Origin of the sequence: Rahnella sp. Larv3_ips (assembly GCF_003697865.1) — a bacterium.
Lineage (GTDB): Bacteria > Pseudomonadota > Gammaproteobacteria > Enterobacterales > Enterobacteriaceae > Rahnella > Rahnella rivi.
Map to the genome: position 1 here is coordinate 136078 of NZ_MJIB01000004.1, position 20793 is coordinate 156870.

Annotated in this window: 15 protein-coding genes; 11 read left to right on the forward strand and 4 right to left on the reverse strand. The window is 50.9% G+C overall.

Annotated features, from left to right (window positions below):
* The first annotated feature begins 111 nt into the window (after positions 1-111).
* The 10 genes from lolA to ED901_RS03120 all read left to right on the forward strand — a co-directional run bounded on the left by lolA (position 112) and on the right by ED901_RS03120 (position 12758).
* Positions 112-723, forward strand: coding sequence for an outer membrane lipoprotein chaperone LolA (gene lolA / locus ED901_RS03075; RefSeq protein WP_122094753.1), 612 nt, complete (start codon positions 112-114; stop codon positions 721-723).
* A gap of 7 nt (positions 724-730) precedes the next feature.
* A complete protein-coding gene (locus ED901_RS03080; protein WP_122094755.1) occupies positions 731-2074 on the forward strand; it encodes a replication-associated recombination protein A in 1344 nt (447 codons plus the stop codon).
* Between the two features lie 106 nt (positions 2075-2180).
* Positions 2181-3473: a serine--tRNA ligase gene (serS, locus tag ED901_RS03085; protein WP_122094757.1), complete on the forward strand. Its 1293-nt coding sequence runs from the start codon at positions 2181-2183 to the stop codon at positions 3471-3473.
* Positions 3474-3758: 285 nt separating this feature from the next.
* On the forward strand, positions 3759-6215 hold the full coding sequence (gene ynfE / locus ED901_RS03090; protein ID WP_122094759.1) for a selenate/tellurate reductase subunit YnfE: 2457 nt from the start codon (positions 3759-3761) through the stop codon (positions 6213-6215).
* Between the two features lie 104 nt (positions 6216-6319).
* Positions 6320-8755 (forward strand): dimethylsulfoxide reductase subunit A, encoded by a 2436-nt coding sequence (gene dmsA, locus ED901_RS03095; protein ID WP_371414294.1) that lies wholly within the window; start codon positions 6320-6322, stop codon positions 8753-8755.
* An 11-nt stretch (positions 8756-8766) separates the two neighbouring features.
* Positions 8767-9384 (forward strand): DMSO/selenate family reductase complex B subunit, encoded by a 618-nt coding sequence (locus ED901_RS03100; protein WP_056769245.1) that lies wholly within the window; start codon positions 8767-8769, stop codon positions 9382-9384.
* Position 9385: 1 nt separating this feature from the next.
* A complete protein-coding gene (locus ED901_RS03105; RefSeq protein WP_122094762.1) occupies positions 9386-10243 on the forward strand; it encodes a dimethyl sulfoxide reductase anchor subunit family protein in 858 nt (285 codons plus the stop codon).
* A gap of 73 nt (positions 10244-10316) precedes the next feature.
* Positions 10317-10925 (forward strand): Tat proofreading chaperone DmsD, encoded by a 609-nt coding sequence (gene dmsD, locus ED901_RS03110; RefSeq protein ID WP_122094764.1) that lies wholly within the window; start codon positions 10317-10319, stop codon positions 10923-10925.
* 20 nt (positions 10926-10945) lie between these two features.
* The gene (napF, locus tag ED901_RS25550) at positions 10946-11479 is read left to right on the forward strand and encodes a ferredoxin-type protein NapF (protein WP_256370246.1); all 534 of its coding nucleotides are present in this window, start codon (positions 10946-10948) and stop codon (positions 11477-11479) included.
* A gap of 133 nt (positions 11480-11612) precedes the next feature.
* Complete coding sequence (locus ED901_RS03120; protein WP_122094768.1) at positions 11613-12758, forward strand: MFS transporter; 1146 nt, start codon at positions 11613-11615, stop codon at positions 12756-12758.
* Positions 12759-12857: 99 nt separating this feature from the next.
* On the opposite strand, the gene pflA is transcribed toward ED901_RS03120, so the two are convergent.
* The 4 genes from pflA to ycaO form a co-directional block, all read right to left on the reverse strand.
* Positions 12858-13598, reverse strand: coding sequence for a pyruvate formate lyase 1-activating protein (gene pflA / locus ED901_RS03125; RefSeq protein WP_056769253.1), 741 nt, complete (start codon positions 13596-13598; stop codon positions 12858-12860).
* 269 nt (positions 13599-13867) lie between these two features.
* Positions 13868-16150 (reverse strand): formate C-acetyltransferase, encoded by a 2283-nt coding sequence (pflB, locus tag ED901_RS03130; RefSeq protein ID WP_122094770.1) that lies wholly within the window; start codon positions 16148-16150, stop codon positions 13868-13870.
* Positions 16151-16224: 74 nt separating this feature from the next.
* On the reverse strand, positions 16225-17082 hold the full coding sequence (gene focA / locus ED901_RS03135) for a formate transporter FocA (RefSeq protein ID WP_056769256.1): 858 nt from the start codon (positions 17080-17082) through the stop codon (positions 16225-16227).
* Positions 17083-17556: 474 nt separating this feature from the next.
* Positions 17557-19320: a 30S ribosomal protein S12 methylthiotransferase accessory factor YcaO gene (gene ycaO, locus ED901_RS03140; protein ID WP_122095605.1), complete on the reverse strand. Its 1764-nt coding sequence runs from the start codon at positions 19318-19320 to the stop codon at positions 17557-17559.
* A 306-nt stretch (positions 19321-19626) separates the two neighbouring features.
* Here ycaO and serC point away from each other — a divergent pair, with 306 nt between their 5' ends.
* Positions 19627-20712, forward strand: a complete 1086-nt coding sequence (gene serC / locus ED901_RS03145; protein WP_122094772.1) for a 3-phosphoserine/phosphohydroxythreonine transaminase — start codon at positions 19627-19629, stop codon at positions 20710-20712.
* The last annotated feature ends 81 nt before the right edge of the window (positions 20713-20793 follow it).

Sequence of the window (20793 nt, forward strand, 5' to 3'; positions counted from 1 at the left end):
GATGATTGAGCTACCGCCGGGGCGCCGCCTCGGATAGAGTTCGCACCATACGTCTTTTGCCAGTGTGAAAGGCATCGTCTGAGTTTTTGGATCCCTGAGGTAATAATAAGAATGAAAAAATTGTTAATGGTAGGGTGTTTACTGACTGCATTTACCTCCGCTTCTGTTTTGGCGGATGCCAGCAGCGATCTTAAATCCCGCCTGGGCAAACTGAACACCTTCCACGCCAGCTTTACGCAGACCGTGACCAGTGATGATGGCGCCGCTGTTCAGCAGGGCGAAGGTCAGCTGTGGGTAAAACGTCCGAACCTGTTCAACTGGCATATGACCACGCCAGATGAAAGCATTTTGGTTTCCGATGGCAAAACCCTGTGGTTCTACAATCCGTTTGTTGAGCAAGTGACTGCAACCTGGTTGAAAAATGCGACCGGTAACACGCCGTTTATGCTGATCACCCGTAATGACAGCAGTGACTGGGCAAAATATAACGTGAAGCAAAAAGGCGATGATTTCGAATTAACGCCTAAAGGCGCAACCGGTAATCTGAAACAATTCACCATCAACGTGACGCCGACCGGCACCATCAAGAGTTTCTCGGCTATCGAGCAGGACGGGCAGAAAAGCGCTTACGTTCTCAAAGGTGAGCAGAATGCGACCGTTGACGATGCCAAATTTAAATTTACTCCACCACAAGGTGTGACGGTGGACGACCAGCGTCAGTGAGGCCCCTTTGAGTAATATGTCACTCGATTTTTCCCAGAATGAATTCCAGCCACTGGCCGCCAGAATGCGGCCAGTCACTCTTGCAGAATATATCGGACAGCAACATCTGTTAGCGCCAGGCAAACCTTTGCCACGCGCGATTGAAGCAGGGCAGTTGCATTCGATGATCTTGTGGGGGCCGCCGGGCACCGGAAAAACGACGCTGGCAGAACTGATTGGCCGCTATGCAAATGCTGACGTCGAGCGCATTTCAGCGGTCACTTCAGGCATCAAAGAGATCCGTGAAGCTATTGAACGCGCCCGTCAAAATCGCGATGCCGGGCGTCGTACTATTCTGTTTGTCGATGAAGTCCATCGCTTTAACAAAAGCCAGCAGGATGCATTCCTGCCGCATATCGAAGACGGCACCATTACATTTATTGGTGCGACGACGGAAAATCCCTCGTTCGAACTCAATTCTGCATTGCTGTCACGCGCCCGCGTTTATCTGCTGAAATCCCTCACTGCGGAAGATATCGAAAAAGTCATCGACCAGGCACTCACCAATGCCGAGCGCGGATACGCCAATGAAAAAATTCGTGTTCCGCCCGATACGCGCAGGATGTTGTCGGAGCTGGTGAATGGCGATGCCCGCCGCGCGCTCAACAGCATCGAAATGATGGCCGATATGGCAGAAGTCGATGCAAAAGGTTTCCGGACACTCACGCCCGAATTATTAACCGAAATTTCCGGTGAGCGCAGCGCGCGATTTGATAACAAAGGCGATCGCTTCTACGACTTAATTTCTGCATTGCACAAATCGGTTCGTGGCTCATCTCCGGACGGCGCACTTTACTGGTATGCCCGTATTATCACCGCCGGAGGAGATCCTCTCTACGTAGCCCGCCGGTTGTTAGCCATCGCGTCTGAAGATGTGGGCAATGCCGATCCTCGCGCAATGCAGGTGGCGATTGCAGCCTGGGATTGTTTCACCCGCGTCGGTCCCGCAGAAGGTGAACGGGCGATAGCTCAGGCGATTGTCTATCTTGCTTGCGCGCCAAAAAGTAATGCAGTTTACAGTGCGTTTAAAGCAGCAATGCGTGATGCGCGTGAAAAATCCGACTTCGATGTGCCGGAACATTTGCGTAATGCCCCGACCAAGCTGATGAAAGAAATGGGGCTGGGTAAAGAATATCGTTATGCCCACGATGAGCCGAACGCGTACGCCGCCGGAGAGGATTATTTCCCACCGGAAATGGCCCGAACTCAGTATTATTATCCCACCTCTCGCGGTCTGGAAGGCAAGATCGGTGAAAAGCTGGCTTGGCTTGCTGAACAAGATCAAAATAGCCCGACAAAACGCTACCGCTAACTTTATCGTTGCGGTAAGGTTACCTGGATAACTCTTTGACACGCTGCCGTTTAACGCGGCGTGCTTCATCAAATTAACATTCAATAACGACACGTACAGGATTAGCATGCTCGATCCCAATCTGCTGCGTAATGAGCTAGACGCAGTTGCAGAAAAACTCGCTCGCAGAGGTTTTAAACTCGATGTGGAAAAGCTGCGTTCTCAGGAAGAGCGCCGCAAAGTCTTGCAGGTAGAAACGGAAACTCTCCAGGCTGAACGTAACGCACGATCGAAAACTATCGGTCAGGCTAAAGCCCGTGGCGAAGACATCGAACCCCTGCGTCAGGAAGTGTTTACGCTGGGTGAGAAGCTGGATGCAGCAAAAGCTGAACTGGACGCATTGCAAAATGATATCCGTGATGTCGCTTCTGCTATTCCTAACTTGCCAGATGATTCCGTACCTGCTGGTAAAGATGAAAACGATAATCAGGAAGTCAGCCGCTGGGGCACACCGCGCCAGTACGATTTCGCCGTACGCGATCACGTATCGCTTGGTGAAATGGCGGGCGGTCTGGATTTCGCCGCTGCGGTTAAGCTGACCGGTTCTCGTTTTGTTGTCATGAAAGGGCAAATTGCCCGCATGCATCGCGCACTTTCTCAGTTCATGCTGGATTTGCATACTGAGCAGCACGGTTATCTGGAAGCGTACGTTCCTTATCTGGTCAACCATGAAACGCTTTATGGTACCGGTCAGTTGCCTAAGTTTGGCGAAGACTTGTTCCATACCAAGCCTTTGGACGAAGAAGCGGGCAGCAGCAACTATGCGCTGATCCCAACGGCAGAAGTGCCTCTGACCAATCTGGTGCGTGACGAAATCCTCGATGAGGAATCACTGCCTCTGAAGATGACTGCGCATACGCCATGTTTCCGTTCAGAAGCCGGTTCCTACGGACGTGATACCCGTGGTCTGATCCGTATGCACCAGTTCGATAAAGTCGAGATGGTTCAGATTGTTCGTCCGGAAGATTCAATGCAGGCGCTTGAAGAACTGACTGGCCATGCCGAAAAAGTCCTTCAGCTGCTGAATCTGCCATACCGCAAAATGTTGCTGTGCACCGGCGATATGGGCTTTGGTTCAAGCAAAACCTATGATCTGGAAGTGTGGCTGCCCGCTCAGGATACGTACCGTGAAATCTCCTCGTGTTCTAACATGTGGGATTTCCAGGCGCGTCGCATGCAGGCTCGCTGCCGTAGCAAAACAGAGAAGAAGCCACGTCTGGTTCACACTCTGAACGGTTCCGGTCTGGCCGTTGGCCGTACACTGGTTGCCGTGCTGGAAAACTATCAGCAAGCAGATGGCCGTATCGAAGTGCCGGAAGTGCTGCGTCCTTACATGGGCGGTTTAGAATATATCGGCTAATGCCGCTATATACTTTACAATATAGCGAAAGGCGCCTCCGGGCGCTTTTTTTATGTCTGAAATCGTGCGTTGTACGAGGGTTCTGCTGTTCCGTCTCCCCCAATCCTTTCTTATCTTGATAGCAAACAAAGTTTCCTACCTCATGGTGAGTAATATCCATGCATTCCGAGTGGGTACCCAAATACTCCCTGTGCTTTGCATTTCTGCCCGCTCAATTCTTCGTCAAAGTCTGGTGTCATTGTAAGCACCGGTCCGGATGACGAAGCAACTTACCGGAGCGGAAATATGTCGGAAATAAAACCAGAAATTATTCCTGAAAATACAGGTATCAGCCGGCGGACGTTGATGAAAACCTCTTCACTGGCCGGGCTGGCTCTTGCTGCAGGAGGCGTCTCGCTGCCATTTGGACAAAGTGCTTTAGCCGCGGCGATAGGGGAAGAAACACATCCCACGCCTGAGGATAAAGTGGTCTGGGGTGCCTGTACCGTTAACTGCGGCAGCCGATGTGCATTGCGGTTACACGTTCGCGACGATGAAGTGTATTGGGTTGAAACGGATAATACCGGCAATGATATTTATGGTGATCACCAGGTGCGCGCCTGCCTGCGTGGGCGCTCCATGCGCCGGCGTATGAATCACCCGGACCGGTTAAACTATCCGATGAAACGCGTGGGTAAGCGCGGAGAAGGTAAGTTTGTCCGCATCAGCTGGGAAGAGGCTTTTGACGAGATTGCCAATAATCTGAAGCGTATCGTCGCTAAATACGGCAACGAAGCGGTATATATCAACTACACCTCTGGCGTGGTTGGCGGCAACATCACCCGTTCATCTCCTTACGCCTCGCTGGTAGCCCGCCTGATGAACTGCTACGGCGGTTTCCTCAGTCATTACGGCACTTACAGCACCGCTCAAATTTCCTGCGCCATGCCCTACACCTATGGCAGCAACGACGGCAACAGCACGTCTGATATCGAAAACAGCAAACTGGTGGTGCTCTTTGGTAATAATCCTGCCGAGACGCGTATGAGTGGCGGCGGGATCACGTATTACCTCGAAGAGGCGCGTCAGCGTTCCAATGCCCGCATGATCGTGATCGACCCGCGTTATACCGATACTGCAGCAGGCCGCGAAGACGAATGGATCCCCATCCGTCCGGGCACGGATGCCGCGTTGGTCGCCGGCCTTGCACATGTGCTGATCAGCGAAAATTTGGTGGATCAGCCTTTCCTGGATACGTATTGCGTGGGCTATGAAGAAAAAACATTGCCTGCCGATGCACCCGCCAATAGCCACTATAAAGCTTACATTCTGGGTCAGGGTGCGGATGCCACGCCCAAAACACCGGAATGGGCCTCGCACATCACCGGCATTCCGGCATCGCGAATCGTTAAGCTTGCGCGGGAAATCGGTCAGGCTAAGCCTGCGTACATTTCTCAGGGATGGGGGCCGCAGCGCCAGGCCAACGGTGAGCTGACGTCACGCGCCATTGCTATGCTGCCAATTTTAACCGGTAACGTGGGTATTAACGGCGGTAACAGCGGCGCGCGTGAGTCGACTTATACCCTCACCATTGAACGAATGCCTGTGCTGGAAAACCCGGTAGAAACGCAGATTTCCTGTTTCAGCTGGACCGACGCCATTGCGCGTGGCCCTGAAATGACGGCTAAAGCCGATGGTGTACGGGGTAAAGACAAGCTGGATGTGCCGATCAAGTTCATCTGGAACTATGCCGGGAATACCATCACCAATCAGCATTCCGACATCAACAAAACTCACGATATTTTGCAGGACGATCAGGACTGCGAAATGATTGTCGTGATCGAAAACTTCATGACCTCCTCAGCTAAGTATGCCGACATCCTGCTGCCTGATCTCATGACCGTTGAGCAGGAAGATATCATCCCGAATGATTACGCCGGAAATATGGGCTATCTGATTTTCATTCAGCCAGCGACCTCGGCTAAGTTCGGGCGAAAAGGCATTTACGAGATGATGAGCGAAGTGGCGCGTCGTCTTGGGCCAGATGTTTACGACAAGTTCACAGAGGGCCGTACTCAGCGTGAGTGGTTGCAATATCTCTACGCCAAAATGCTGCTGAAAGACCCGGCATTGCCTGCCTATGAAGCCTTGCGTGACATGGGAATTTATAAGCGCAAAGACCCCGCAGGGCATTTTGTTGCTTATAAAAAATTCCGTCAGGATCCGCAGGCTAATCCGCTTAAAACTCCGTCCGGAAAAATCGAAATTTACTCTTCTGCACTGGCAAAAATTGCCGGTGAATGGGAATTGAAAAAAGACGAAACCATCAGCCCGTTACCGGTGTATGCCTCGACCTTTGAAGGCTGGGACGATCCGAAACGCAGCCAGTTCCCGTTGCAGATGTTCGGTTTCCATTACAAAGCGCGCACTCACTCGACCTACGGCAATATTGATGTGCTGCAGGCCGCCTGCCGTCAGGAAGTGTGGATCAATCCACTGGATGCCAAAACCCGTGGCATTGAAAACGGCGACAAAGTGAAGGTCTTTAACGATCGCGGTGAAGTACGTGTCGCGGCAAAAGTGACGCCACGGATCATGCCCGGCGTTGTGGCTATGGGGCAGGGCGCATGGCATCAGGCCAATATGAAAGGTGATCGTATTGACCATGGCGCGTGTATGAACACGCTGACCACCCAACGCCCGTCCCCGCTGGCGAAGGGAAATCCGCAACATACGAATCTCATTCAAATAGAAAAAATATAGAAATTAGCGAAGGCCGATAAGGCGTCGTACAGAAGTGGTCGTTAACGTTTCATCCCTTTGCTGTTTATGAAGGGATATTAAGGAGCAAGGATATGTCGAATAAAATGCAAGGAAATGCAGGGACAGCCGCAGGAATAAGTCGTCGAACGTTGATGAAAAATTCCGCATTGGTGGGACTGGTTGCCGCAGCCGGAGGGGTAACGATGCCTTTCAGGCACGCGCAGGCGGCCGGGACTGCCACCGACAGCAAACTTACCGACGAAAAAGTGGTATGGAGTGCCTGTACGGTTAACTGTGAAAGCCGCTGCCCGTTAAGAATGCATGTTGTTGATGGTGAAATTCGTTATGTCGAAACCGATAACACCGGCGATGACAATTACGAAGGATTACATCAGGTCAGGGCCTGTCTGCGCGGGCGCTCGATGCGTCGTCGAGTGTATAACCCTGATCGTTTGAAGTTTCCGATGAAGCGGGTGGGTGCGCGCGGAGAAGGAAAATTCATTCGTATCAGCTGGGAAGAAGCCTTCGAGACGATTTCTGGCAGCCTGAAAGACATCATCGGCAAATACGGTAATGAGGCGGTTTATCTCAATTACGGTACCGGAACGTTAGGCGGCACCATGACCCGTTCATGGCCGCCGGGCTCCACATTGATTGCCCGTCTGATGAATTGCTGTGGCGGTTATCTGAACCATTATGGTGATTACAGCTCGGCGCAAATCGCGGCCGGCCTTAATTATACCTATGGCGGATGGGCCGATGGTAACAGCCCGTCGGATATCGAAAACAGCAAACTGGTGGTGTTTTTCGGTAATAACCCCGGCGAAACCCGGCTCAGTGGCGGTGGTGTGACTTACTATCTGGCGCAGGCACGGGAAAAATCCAATGCCCGCATGATCATCATCGATCCACGTTATACCGATACAGCTGCAGGGCGTGAAGATGAGTGGATCCCTATTCGCCCCGGAACAGACGCTGCGCTTGCTGCGGCCCTCGCTCACGTGATGATCACTGAAAATCTGGTCGATCAGCCGTTCCTTGATAAGTATTGCGTCGGCTACGATGAAAAAACCTTACCTGCAGGCGCGCCTGCCAACGGGCATTACAAAGCTTACATTTTGGGTAGCGGGGAAGACGGAACAGCCAAAACACCTGAATGGGCGTCAAAGATCACCGGCATCACCGTAGACAAAATTGTCAAACTTGCCCGCGAAATCGGTCAGGCAAAACCTGCGTTTATCGCACAGGGCTGGGGGCCACAGCGTCATGCCAATGGTGAACTCGCGACCCGTGCAATCGCAATGCTGGCAATTCTTACCGGCAACGTAGGGATCAATGGCGGTAACTCCGGTGCCTGTGAAGGATTCTACAGCCTGCCCTTTGTTCGCATGCCTGCTTTTGAAAACCCGGTAACGACCAGCATTCCGTTTTTCCTGTGGACCGATGCGGTTAAACGCGGGCCGGAACTGACCGCTTTAAAAGACGGTATTCGCGGGAAAGATAAACTCAGCGTACCGATTAAGTTTATCTGGAATTATGCCGGTAACAGTCTGATAAACCAGCACTCTGAGATCAACCGTACGCACGACATCCTGCAGGATGACAAGCAGTGTGAAATGATCGTGGTCATCGACAACCACATGACAGCGTCTGCCCGATACGCGGATATTATCCTGCCTGACTGCACGGCCTCTGAGCAGATGGATTTCTGTCTCGATGCCTCATCCGGGAATATGGCGTATGTCATTTTTGCCGATCAGGTCATCAAACCTCGTTTTGAATGCAAAAACATTTATGAGATGACCAGCGAACTGGCGAAACGCATGGGCGTTGAGCAGAAATTTACGGAAGGCCGCACGCAGGAAGAGTGGATGCGTCACTTGTACCAGCAATCTGTGCAGGCCATTCCCGCGCTTCCTGATTTCGATACCTTCCGCCAGCAGGGGATTTTCAAGCAGCGTGACCCTGAGCAACACCACGTGGCGTACAAATCATTCCGTGAAGATCCGCTTGCCAATCCTCTGGAAACGCCGTCCGGAAAAATTGAAATCTATTCGGCCGCGCTGGCTGATATCGCAGCGAAATGGCAGCTGGAAAAAGAAGACATTATCGATCCTTTGCCGGTTTACGCCGCCGGATTCGAAAACTATGACGATCCGCTGGCCAGCCGTTATCCCCTGCAACTGACAGGTTTCCATTTCAAAGGTCGGGTGCATTCAACTTACGGAAATGTGGATGTGCTGAAAGCCGCATGCCGTCAGGAAATGTGGATTAACCCGATGGATGCTGCGCAGCGTGGCATAACCAATGGCGACATGATCCGCATCTTTAACGATCGCGGGGAAGTGCAGATTGCCGCGAAAGTGACGCCGCGCATGATGCCGGGTGTCGTCGCGCTTGGCGAAGGTGCCTGGTACACCCCTGACAGCAAAAGAATTGACCGTGCGGGCAGCATCAACGTACTGACTTCTCAAAGACCTTCACCGCTGGCGAAAGGTAACCCCTCTCATACCAACCTTGTGCAAGTGGCTAAGGTTTAACGGAGCAATAAATGACAACTCAATATGGTTTTTATATTGATTCAAGCCGCTGCACAGGATGCAAAACCTGCGAACTGGCCTGTAAAGACTTCAAAAATTTAACGCCTGACGTTAATTTCCGCCGCATTTATGAATATGCCGGTGGCGACTGGCAGAAGGACGGTGATGGCTGGAATCAGAATGTTTTCGCTTATTATCTGTCGATTTCCTGCAACCACTGCGCAGATCCAGCCTGTACCAAAGTGTGCCCGAGCGGTGCAATGCACAAACGTGAAGACGGATTTGTTGTGGTCAACGAAGACGTCTGTATTGGCTGTCGCTACTGCCATATGGCCTGTCCTTATGGCGCGCCGCAGTACAACGAAGCGAAAGGGCATATGACCAAATGCGACGGCTGTTATGAGCGCGTTGCGGAAGGTAAAAAACCTATTTGCGTCGAGTCCTGCCCGCTGCGTGCGCTTGATATGGCACCGATCGAAGAACTGCGTGCGAAATATGGCGATCTGGCAGAAGTGGCACCCTTGCCGGCTGCGCATTTCACGCACCCAAATATCGTCATTAAACCCAATGCGAATTGCCGCCCTGTAGGCGATACAACGGGTTATCTGGCTAACCCGAAGGAGGTTTGAGATGGGAAACGGATGGCATGAATGGCCTTTAATGGTCTTTACCGTGTTGGGGCAGTGTGTTGTAGGGGCATTTATCGTGCTGGCTATGGCATTGCTGACTCAGCGCTCTGCAGAAGAGCAACGTCGTATTCACCTGTCGATGTTTTTCCTTTGGGCACTGATGGCGGTGGCGTTTATTGCTTCGGTCTTGCATCTGGGCTCACCGCTGCGCGCATTTAATTCGCTCAACCGTCTCGGCGCTTCTCCGCTGAGTAACGAGATTGGCAGCGGTTCACTGTTCTTTGCGCTTGGTGGCATTTACTGGCTGCTGGCAATGATCAACAAAATGCCGCGCCTGTTGGGTAAAATTTGGCTGGTGGTCACTATGCTGGCGGGTATCGGGTTTGTTTACGCAATGTGCCGTGTTTATGAAATCAATACGGTGCCTACCTGGAATAACCTTTACACCGCATTCAGCTTCGGACTGACAGTTCTGATTGGTGGCCCGGTTCTCGGCTATCTGCTGCTGCGTGGCGCGAATATCCAGGGTTGTGGTCTGCGTCTGTTACCGGTCATCAGCCTGTCAGGGCTGGTGATCAGCATGGTGCTGGTGGTGATGCAAAGTACAGGTCTGGCGAATATCCACAGTTCGGTTCAGGCGGCATCTGCATTGATCCCGCAATATGGCAGCTTGTCTGCATGGCGGCTGGTGCTGATCATTCTGGGATTAGGCTGCTGGTTCTGTCCGTTGATCATGCGTAAACGTCCTGCGCTGCTCTCAATGATTCTGGCATTTGTGCTGGTCTTCTCGGGAGAACTGGTGGGACGCGCAATTTTCTACGGTCTGCATATGACCGTGGGTATGGCGGTAAGCGGTTAATTACAGAACTGTTATCTTTGTCTGGGGACGCCTCGCCGTCGGTGGCGCGTCCCCACGTGAAAATGAGTGAATTATGTCAGCAGAATCAATAAGTTTAACGAGTAAAGTATTGGGTGCGATGCTGTACTATCCGCCAGCGTCGGAAGAGGTTCAGCCGCTGATTGCGTTGTTGAAAACCAGCGACTGGGCCCCGTTATGGCCGTTTGCCACGGCCGAGATTAAGGCTCAGGCAGCCGAATTATTCGCGCAAATCGATGAGGCAGAAGAAAGTGCCGGGCAGGCTTATCAGCGGTTATTTATCGGGCCGTACGCATTACCCGCTCCGCCTTGGGGTTCGGTCTATCTGGATAAAGAATCGGTAGTGTTTGGTGATTCAACCCTGGCACTGCGCCAGTGGATGCGTGAAAACCATATCGAACCGCTCCTGACGCAGGCCGAGCCGGAGGATCATATTGGCCTGTTACTGATGATGTGCGCATGGCTGGCTGAGAATTCCCCGTCATTGCTGAATGAGTTTATGTCGCAGCATTTATTGCCGTGGTCAGGCCGATACCTCGAATTGTTGCAGCAAAAATCCGAACATCCGCTTTATCAGGGGGTTGCCCTTCTTGCCGGTTCCACATTGTCAGGCTGGCAGCTGCAACTGGCGCTGAAAATCCCTTCAGCAGATCTCTATTTCTGATGAGCAATTCTGAAAGCGGAATGAGCGCTCGCCAGGTCAGCCGTCGCGGATTATTTCGCGGCTTGCTGGCTTCGGCGAAACAGACCAAAGAGCAGACAGCTGCACCTGCTGAATCACTCCCGCAGTGTTTGCTTCCCCGTCCTCCCCAGGCGGTGGCAGAATCCTTATTCCTCCAAAGATGTAGCGGGTGCCGAAACTGCACCCAAGCTTGTCCGGTCGGTATGCTGCACCTTCAGGAAGGTAAGCCAGCCCTGAGCATTGAATATGCAGACTGCGATTTCTGCGGAGCCTGCACTCAGGCTTGTGAAACCGGTGCACTGGATGCCTCCGTCAGGGCGGATACCGGGTTACGACCTGTGCATCTGCCACAATGTCTCGGGCGAATGGATAATATGTGCAGGATGTGTGAAATTGCGTGTCCGCGCACGGCAATATTTTTTAATCAACAGAATCAGCCCTCCGTTGATGACGAAAAATGTGACGGCTGCGGGAAATGCAAACTTGTTTGTTATCATGGTGATATCAGATTGTCATTAAATCATCATGAAGCATAATCACACCGCTTGATTAACGATTTCAATCATCACCCTCCAGTTTGTGCGCAGACGGGTTTTTGCCAGATTGACATTTTATTCGCCGGTGGCATGATGCGCGCAATTTCTTCGTCTTTGTGGTCATCAACGCCTTATGTCCGCCTATTCCCGTCCCGTTTCACTGCTGCTTTGCGGACTTCTTCTGCTGACGATTTCTATCGCCGTTTTAAACACGCTTGTCCCTTTGTGGCTGAGCCACGAGCAATTACCGACCTGGCAGGTTGGCCTCGTCAGCTCATCTTATTTTACCGGTAATTTACTCGGTACGTTGATCGCCGGTGGCCTGATAAAGCGTTTCGGTTTTAATCGCAGTTATTACTTGTCGTGCTTCCTGTTTGCCGGTGCTACCGCGGGCCTGGCGCTTTCCATGAGTTTCTGGAGCTGGATCGGTGCACGTTTTATTGCCGGTGTCGGCTGTGCGCTGATTTGGGTGGTAGTGGAAAGCGCGCTGATGCGCAGCGGTACGGTGAAGAACCGCGGGCAACTGCTGGCGGCATACATGATCATGTATTACATCGGTACTGTGGTTGGACAACTTCTGGTCGGCACTGTGCCAACGCAGATATTCAGCGTATTGCCATGGGTAACCTCGCTCATCGTTATCGCCATGTTACCGCTGCTGTTTGCTCATCTGGAAAATCAGGACAGCGAACAGCCTCGTCATTCAGTTTTACCCATGTTCCGTCGTCGTAATGCGCGTCTTGGAATTAACGGATGCATTATTTCCGGCATCGTTCTGGGGTCGCTGTATGGGCTGATGCCGCTTTTCCTGACGCATCAGGGCATGAGCGATGCCAATGTCGGCTACTGGATGGCGCTGCTGGTCAGTGCGGGAATTGTCGGGCAGTGGCCGGTAGGACGTCTTGCCGATCGCTATGGCCGTCTGATGGTTTTACGCATCCAGATTTTTTGTGTCATCCTCGGCAGCATTGCAATGCTCAGTGGTTATGCGATGGCTCCTACGCTATTTATTCTCGGATGCGCTGGTTTCACCCTTTATCCGGTTGCGATGTCGTGGGCGTGCGAGAAGGTCAGTTCTGAGGAGCTGGTGGCAATGAATCAGGCTCTGCTGATGAGCTACACCATCGGCAGTCTTGCTGGCCCGACGATGACAGCGATGCTGATGCAGAGCTATTCCGACCGCCTGCTGTTTGTGATGATCGCGGTGGTTTCACTGGTCTATCTGGTGATGTTGATGCGTAAGGCAGATCAGAGCCACAATCCGGTGGCAGCCGCGTAATGCTTAAAAATGGCTAACCTGACCTGAACCCAGCCCAATAAAAAGACGCCGAAGATGGCGTCTTTTTGGTTTCAAAAGCCTGTTATCTGATCAGAAATATCAGTAGATGACTTTGTGCCCGTAGCTGGCAAGAATGTTTTTCACTCTATCCATAATTTCGGTCGTTGGTGGGTTTACGCCATCCAGGCCGTACTTTTCACCCATTGCCGTCCATTTATGTTTACCAAGCTCGTGGTAAGGCAGCAGCTCAATCTTTTCGATATTGGTCATGTCTTTGGTGAACTCGCCAAGTTTGTGCGCGGATTCATCATCATCAGACCAGCCCGGCACCACAACGTAGCGGATCCAGGTGCGTTGATTACGTTTTGCCAGATAGCGCGCAAAGTCCAGCGTGCGATGGTTGGAGACACCGACCAAATTCTGATGGATATCGTCGTTCATCTGTTTTAGATCGAGCATTACCAGGTCAGAGGCATCGAGCAATTCATCTATCACCGGATCATAGCGGCGGACAAAACCGTTGGTATCCAGACAGGTATTGATCCCTTCTTTCTGGCAGGCGCGGAACCAGTCACGCACGAATTCCGCCTGAAGGATCGCTTCACCGCCAGAGGCTGTTACACCGCCGCCGGAAGCATTCATAAAGTGGCGATAGGTCACGACTTCTTTCATCAAATCGTCGACATTGATTTCTTTGCCGCCATGAGTGTCCCAGGTATCGCGGTTGTGGCAATACATGCAACGCATCAGGCAACCCTGGAAGAAAACAATAAAGCGGATACCTGGGCCGTCTACCGTGCCACAGGATTCATATGAGTGGATTCGACCTTGAACTGACATTGCGGGTTATTCTCCATATTGACCAATGAATAGCAGTCTAAAAGTGCGGATGCTGGCCTGGCAGAGATAAACTGGGAACCATCTGTTTATGATACCAGACAATCAATAAGGTTGATTGCCAGCGATTGCCGGAACTGCTTTGCCAGAGATCCACAACTATAGCGCTCTGGCAAAACAGACTGTCATGAAGACAGTAAAGAGTAGGGCGGATGAAACAAAGGCTCCACGATGTGGAGCCTTTTTATCACACTAAACGAAAGGGTGACTTATTACAGGGACTTAGTGAAAGTACGGGTAATAACGTCTTGTTGCTGTTCTTTAGTCAGTGAGTTGAAGCGTACCGCGTAACCTGAAACACGGATGGTCAGCTGAGGATAGTTCTCAGGGTGTTCCATCGCATCTAACAGCATCTCACGGTTCATGACGTTCACGTTCAGGTGTTGACCACCTTCGATGGACGCTTCGTGATGGAAGTAACCATCCATCAGACCCGCAAGGTTCGCTTTACGCACATCATCGTCTTTACCCAGCGCGTTAGGAACGATAGAGAAGGTATAAGAAATACCATCTTTCGCGTAAGCAAACGGCAGTTTAGCAACGGAAGTCAGGGAGGCAACGGCACCTTTCTGATCACGACCGTGCATTGGGTTTGCACCTGGACCGAATGGCGCACCAGCACGACGACCGTCTGGAGTGTTACCGGTTTTCTTACCATAAACCACGTTAGAGGTGATGGTCAGAACAGACTGAGTTGCCACAGCGCCACGGTAGGTACGCAGTTTCTGAATTTTCTTCATGAAACGTTCTACCAGGTCACAAGCGATGTCATCTACGCGAGAATCGTTGTTACCGAACTGTGGATATTCGCCTTCAATTTTGAAGTCGACAGCCAGGCCGTCTTCGTCGCGGATGGTGCTGACTTTGGCATATTTGATAGCAGACAGGGAGTCAGCTGCAACAGACAGACCTGCGATACCACACGCCATGGTGCGATAAACATCACGGTCATGCAGTGCCATCAATGCAGCTTCGTAGCTGTATTTATCATGCATGTAGTGAATGATGTTCAGTGCAGTCACGTACTGTTTTGCTAACCAGTCCATAAAGTGGTCCATGCGATCCATGACTTTGTCATAGTCCAGCACGGTATCCATCATTGGCGCTTCTTTCGGGCCAACCTGGATTTTCATTTTTTCATCAACGCCGCCGTTGATTGCGTACAACATGGTTTTCGCCAGGTTTGCACGAGCACCGAAGAACTGCATTTGTTTACCCACAACCATCGGGCTCACACAACAAGCGATAGCGTAGTCATCGTTGTTGAAGTCAGGACGCATCAGGTCATCGTTCTCATACTGTACAGATGAGGTATCGATAGACACTTTGGCTGCGTACTTTTTGAAGTTCATTGGCAGCTTTTCAGACCACAGAATGGTCATGTTCGGTTCTGGTGAAGGCCCCATGGTGTACAGGGTATTCAGGAAACGATAGCTGTTTTTGGTCACCAGAGTACGGCCATCAACACCCATACCCGCCAGGGATTCTGTTGCCCAGATTGGGTCACCAGAGAACAGTTCATCATATTCAGGAGTACGCAGGAAACGTACCATACGCAGTTTCATAACCAGATGGTCAATCAGTTCCTGAGCTTGTTCTTCGTTCAGTTTGCCTGCTTTGATATCACGTTCGATGAACACGTCAAGGAAAGTAGATACGCGGCCGAAGGACATTGCTGCACCGTTCTGAGATTTAACCGCAGCCAGGTAGCCGAAGTAAGTCCACTGAACAGCTTCCTGCGCGCTGGTTGCAGGACCAGAAATGTCGTAGCCGTATTTAGCAGCCATTTCTTTAATCTGACCCAGAGCACGATGTTGTTCTGAGATTTCTTCACGCAGCTGGATGGTCATTTCCAGATTCACGCCATTTTCCAGGTCGTCTTGCAGAGACTGGAACTGTGCGAATTTGTCAGCCATCAGGAAGTCGATACCGTAAAGTGCAACGCGACGGTAGTCACCAATGATACGGCCACGGCCATAGGCATCGGGTAAACCGGTCAGCACGCCAGATTTACGGCAGTTCAGGATGTCTTTTGTGTAAACGTCGAACACACCCTGGTTATGCGTTTTGCGGTAATCGGTGAAGATTTTTTTCAGCGCTGGATCCAGTTCACGACCATAAACTTTACATGAACCTTCTACCATTTTGATGCCGCCGAATGGGATCAGGGCACGTTTCAATGGCGCGTCAGTTTGCAGACCAACGATGGTTTCCAGAGATTTATTGATGTAGCCAGCGTCATGAGAAGTGATGGTAGCCGCAACGTCAGTATCGAAGTCAACCGGAGCTTTGGTGCTGTTCTCCAGTTTGATACCGTCCATTACTTTATCCCACAGGGTGGTTGTCGCCTGAGTCGCGCCAGCCAGGAAGGACTCATCACCTTCATACGGGGTGTAGTTCTTCTGAATGAAGTCACGGACGTTTACGCCATTCTGCCATTCACCAGCACTAAAGCCTTGCCATGCGTTGGTCAATTTTTCATTGAGCTTGGACATCTTGCACCTACCTTCTAATTTGGATTTCTTTAAAAATCGCGTGTAAAACTGTCGTAACGAGAATCCACGTTGAATCAGTGATTTTTCTCATCGCGAAGATATATAACCCAGTACGTTAACCCTACCAGCAAGCCACCCCCGATGATGTTACCTATGGTCACAGGGATGAGATTATCGATGATAAAGTTACTGACGTTCAGTTCTGCGAATTGTGCCGGTGTTGCACCGACAGCCTGCCAGAATTCGGGTGTTGCAAAGTTCTTAACGACAATACCTAACGGGATCATGAACATGTTGGCGATGCTATGCTCGAAGCCGCTGGCGACAAACATGGCTACCGGCAGAATCATGGCAAACATCTTATCCATCAGGCTGCGGCCGGAGTAACTCATCCAGACAGCCAGGCAAACCATCAGGTTAGCCAGGATCCCGAGACACACAGCTTCGATAAAGGTGTGATGCATCTTATGGTCGGCTGTTTGCAGAACGTTGAGTCCCCACAAACCGTTATCCACCATATATTCACCGGAGAACCAAATCAGGGCGACAAAGAACAGACAGCCAATCAGGTTACCAATATAGACATTGGCCCAGTTGCGTGCCAGTTGCCCCCAGGTGATACGACCGCTGGCTTTCGCAATGACAATCAGCACCGTAGAGGTAAAGAGATCAGCACCACATACCACGACCAGCATAAGACCCAGAGAGAAGCATATGCCCCCGACAAGTTTTGCCAGACCGAAAGGAACGGTGCCGGTACCTGTGGTGGAAGTGATATAAAAAGCAAAGGCAATAGAAATAAAGACGCCAGCAGTAATGGCTAAAAAGAACGTTTTTAACGGCTGTTTGGTGGCTTTATAAACGCCGGCATCTTCAGCAACTTTAGCTGTAGCGGCGGGTAATATAAGATCGAAGGGGTTGTCAGTTTTCACATTAACTCTCTTATTCAGGGCTATGCACTGCGCAACGAGATACTAGCAAAGCAGTATAACGTAAAAATTGACGTGGATCATACGGGGAGGATTTCGATGCATTATTGTCTACTACTGCATAGGTACTTTTTAACTTAACTTGTTGAAATTAATTAAATAAAAACATTTTAATTTTTACAAAAAAAGTTGATGAATACTTAAATTATTCTTCTTAATAGGTAAATAAAAAACATTGGCTGTTAATTATTGTCATTGATTTGAATTTGATTTCTTTACACCCAATTAACTTTTCAGGCTTCGGAATTTATTTATCCTGTAAAAATGCTAACCCGTCAGTATAGCGCGCGAAATTACACGCCATTTCCTGCCCCGAGTCAAATCCCGCTATCCAAATAAGGGAGCTCAGACGAACCAGAAATAAAAAAACCGGCAGAGTGCTCTGCCGGTTCAGGTTCAGTCAGGGGGCTGTTTACATCAGGCTTTCGACCAGTGACGACGTTTAGCGACCTGCAGCTTTTCATAAGCACGGAGCAATGCCTGATGGGCGGGCAGCGCTTTGAGGTCAGGATCAACCGCAAACAGGCTGTGGAAGCGAACTTCGCCGCTGATTGCAGCAGAGGCATCTTCCACGGCTTTCTGGCCGTACATTTTTACGAAAGCGTTGTAATACTGCGCTGGCTCGCGATCTTCTTCCAGTGACAACTGCAACAAGGTTTGCAGGCAACGGTAGTAGTTATTGCGTTCGTCGCTGTAAACCGATGAGTTGAACTCGTGAGCCCACTCAGCCCAGGTCAGTGCCTGATCGAAATCGCCGCCCGCCAGTGCCAGCATAGATTTCAGTTCGCCAACGCGCAGGGTGTACCAGCCATTGTCCTTGCCGCTGGCAATACCCAGCAGTTCACGCACGCGGGTAAAGTCATCCAGACCTTCATCATCAAGTTGAGTAATCATCTCGAGATAGGTTTCTTTTGGCAGATCGCTTTCCGGCAGTGCCAGCAGTTGATCACGCAAATGTGCACCCATACTGTTATTTGCCAGCAGTAAATCTTCAGCCGGATAAATATCAGACATGCCCGGAACGATGATGCGGCAGGCATAAACGTCCAGATGTTCGTAATCGGCGATGTACACTTCAGCATCTTCTTTGTCGAAAATTGCCATCAGCGTCGCGAACTCTTCTTCAGTGCTGCCACTGAAGCTCCAGTCTGCAAACGGGTAGTCTGCATCTTGTTTGAACATATCCCATGAAATCAAACCACTTGAGTCGATGAAGTGGGTTTCGAGGTTTGCGTGCTCGGCAACTTCTTCGTCATCAAAGGTCGGGGCGGTGAACACGTCCAGATCTTTCAGGCTGCGGCCCTGTAGTAATTCGGTGACAGTACGCTCAAGTGCCACACCGAAATCAGGGTGGGCGCCAAAGGAAGCGAAGCAGGTGCCGTTTGCAGGGTTGAACAGCACCACACAAATGACCGGATAATTGCCGCCCAGTGACGCGTCATAAGAAAGGATCGGGAACCCTTCTTCTTCCAGTTTAGCGATGGCTTCCACCACGCCCGGATAACGCGCCAGCACGTCAGCAGGAATTTCCGGCAGGCTGATGGATTCCGCGATGATACGATTTTTAACGTAACGCTCGAAGACTTCAGACAGCCCCTGAACACGCGCTTCATTAGCGGTATTACCGGCTGACATCCCGTTAGAAACATACAGGTTACCGATGATATTCATGGGAATATAAACGGTTTGCAGATCTGACTGACGGGTGAATGGTAGCGCGCAGATCCCGCGATCCGGGTTGCCTGATTGCAGGTCGATCAGATCACTGGCAACCAGCTCTTTATCGGCATCGTAAAATTCATGCAGACGCTCGTCCAGAATTCCTTCCGGCAGGCTGTTATCTTCAGCCACAGGGAACCATTTTTCGTTCGGATAATGAACGAAATCACCATTGGCAATTTCTTTACCCAGATAGAAATCGGCAAAGAAATAGTTCGTCGACAGACGCTCAAAATATTCACCCAGTGCAGACGCCAGAGCGGCTTTCTTGCTCGCACCTTTTCCGTTGGTGAAACACAGCGGGCAGTCGCGGTCGCGAATGTGCACTGACCAGACGTGCGGAACCGGATTCAGCCAGGAGGCTTCTTCGATATTAAAACCGAGATCGGTGAGTTTTTGTTGGAAGCGGGAAATGGAGTCTTCCAGCGCCGCGTCTTTACCAGGAATAAAAGTTTGCGTCATTGAGTTCACTTTTGAGCGTGCTAAAAACGCGCAATGATACGGGGTTTTGCGATGCACCTCCATGTATTCGTGTTAAGAATGTAATCGCGTTGTAACTTGCCTGGTCAAAGGCGCGGAGCAGGGTTCGGGCATGAACAGATAATCCTGTTAAATCAGCTTTCCAGGGAGGAATGAACCTTGTGACCGAGATCTCATCGCTGTTTATCAGGTCGTAATGAATATCCGTTGCAGACTCCTTGTCTCGGATGATAAAACCGTTAAATTAGTGCTTACAATGTGGCTGTCTCAGAGAAGTGGTGAGGGGAAATGACTCAGGTTTATAATTTTAGTGCTGGCCCGGCAATGATCCCGGCTGAAGTATTGCGTCGTGCGGAACAGGAACTTTGTAACTGGCACGGACTGGGTACATCGGTGATGGAAATCAGTCACCGCAGTAAGGAGTTTATCCAGGTTGCTGAAGAGTCCGAGAAGGATATCCGCGACCTCCTGAATATTCCTCAGAACTATAAAGTGCTGTTCTGCCACGGTGGCGCACGTGCTCAATTCGCCGCGGTGCCAATGAACCTGCTGGGCGATAAATCCTCTGCTGATTACATCGATGGTGGTTACTGGGCGCACAGCGCAGTCAATGAAGCCAAAAAATACTGCACCCCGAACGTGATTGATGTCACCACGAACCTTGACGGTAAGCGTGGCATTCTGCCGATGAGCGAATGGAAACTGAATTCAGATTCCGCTTACGTTCATTACTGCCCGAATGAAACAATCGACGGTGTTTCCATTGATGAAATGCCTGATTTCGGTGACAAGATTGTGGTCGCCGACTATTCCTCTTGTATCCTGTCCCGCCCGATTGATGTCAGCCGGTTTGGCGTGATTTACGCGGGCGCGCAGAAAAATATTGGCCCTGCAGGTCTGACGCTGGTGATCGTCCGCGAAGATTTGCTGGGGAAAGCCCGCACTGAACTGCCGTCCATCCTTGATTACACCGTGCTGGCTGAGAACGACTCTATGTTCAATACTCCGCCGACTTTCGCCTGGTACCTCTCTGGTATGGTCTTTAAGTGGCTGAAAGAGCAGGGCGGTTTACGCGAGATGGAGAAACGTAACCAGGCCAAAGCCGAATTACTTTATGGCGCTATCGATCGCACCGGTTTTTACCGCAACATGGTAGCGACGGCCAACCGTTCGTGGATGAACGTTCCTTTCCAGATGGCGGATGCTTCTTTGGACAAATTGTTCCTCGATCAGGCACAGGACGCCGGCCTGCATGCGCTTAAAGGTCACCGTGTTGCTGGCGGTATGCGCGCATCTATTTATAATGCAATGCCGATTGAAGGCGTAAAAGCGCTGACCGACTTTATGGCGGAGTTCGAAAAACGCCACGGTTAAGTGTGCTGGCTTTCAGGCCTGCAGAATGCTTTAGTAAAAAGCCTTAAAAATGACCCCGGCTCAATGTCCGGGGTCATTTTA

Coding starts and splice junctions, on each gene's coding strand:
- napF (WP_256370246.1), top strand. CDS start 10,946: ATGAGCGCTCGCCAGGTCAGCCGTCGCGGATTATTTCGCGGCTTGCTG.
- serC (WP_122094772.1), top strand. CDS start 19,627: ATGACTCAGGTTTATAATTTTAGTGCTGGCCCGGCAATGATCCCGGCT.
- ycaO (WP_122095605.1), bottom strand. CDS start 19,320: ATGACGCAAACTTTTATTCCTGGTAAAGACGCGGCGCTGGAAGACTCC.
- serS (WP_122094757.1), top strand. CDS start 2,181: ATGCTCGATCCCAATCTGCTGCGTAATGAGCTAGACGCAGTTGCAGAA.
- ED901_RS03100 (WP_056769245.1), top strand. CDS start 8,767: ATGACAACTCAATATGGTTTTTATATTGATTCAAGCCGCTGCACAGGA.
- ynfE (WP_122094759.1), top strand. CDS start 3,759: ATGTCGGAAATAAAACCAGAAATTATTCCTGAAAATACAGGTATCAGC.
- ED901_RS03105 (WP_122094762.1), top strand. CDS start 9,386: ATGGGAAACGGATGGCATGAATGGCCTTTAATGGTCTTTACCGTGTTG.
- dmsA (WP_371414294.1), top strand. CDS start 6,320: ATGCAAGGAAATGCAGGGACAGCCGCAGGAATAAGTCGTCGAACGTTG.
- lolA (WP_122094753.1), top strand. CDS start 112: ATGAAAAAATTGTTAATGGTAGGGTGTTTACTGACTGCATTTACCTCC.
- pflB (WP_122094770.1), bottom strand. CDS start 16,150: ATGTCCAAGCTCAATGAAAAATTGACCAACGCATGGCAAGGCTTTAGT.
- ED901_RS03120 (WP_122094768.1), top strand. CDS start 11,613: ATGTCCGCCTATTCCCGTCCCGTTTCACTGCTGCTTTGCGGACTTCTT.
- dmsD (WP_122094764.1), top strand. CDS start 10,317: ATGTCAGCAGAATCAATAAGTTTAACGAGTAAAGTATTGGGTGCGATG.
- pflA (WP_056769253.1), bottom strand. CDS start 13,598: ATGTCAGTTCAAGGTCGAATCCACTCATATGAATCCTGTGGCACGGTA.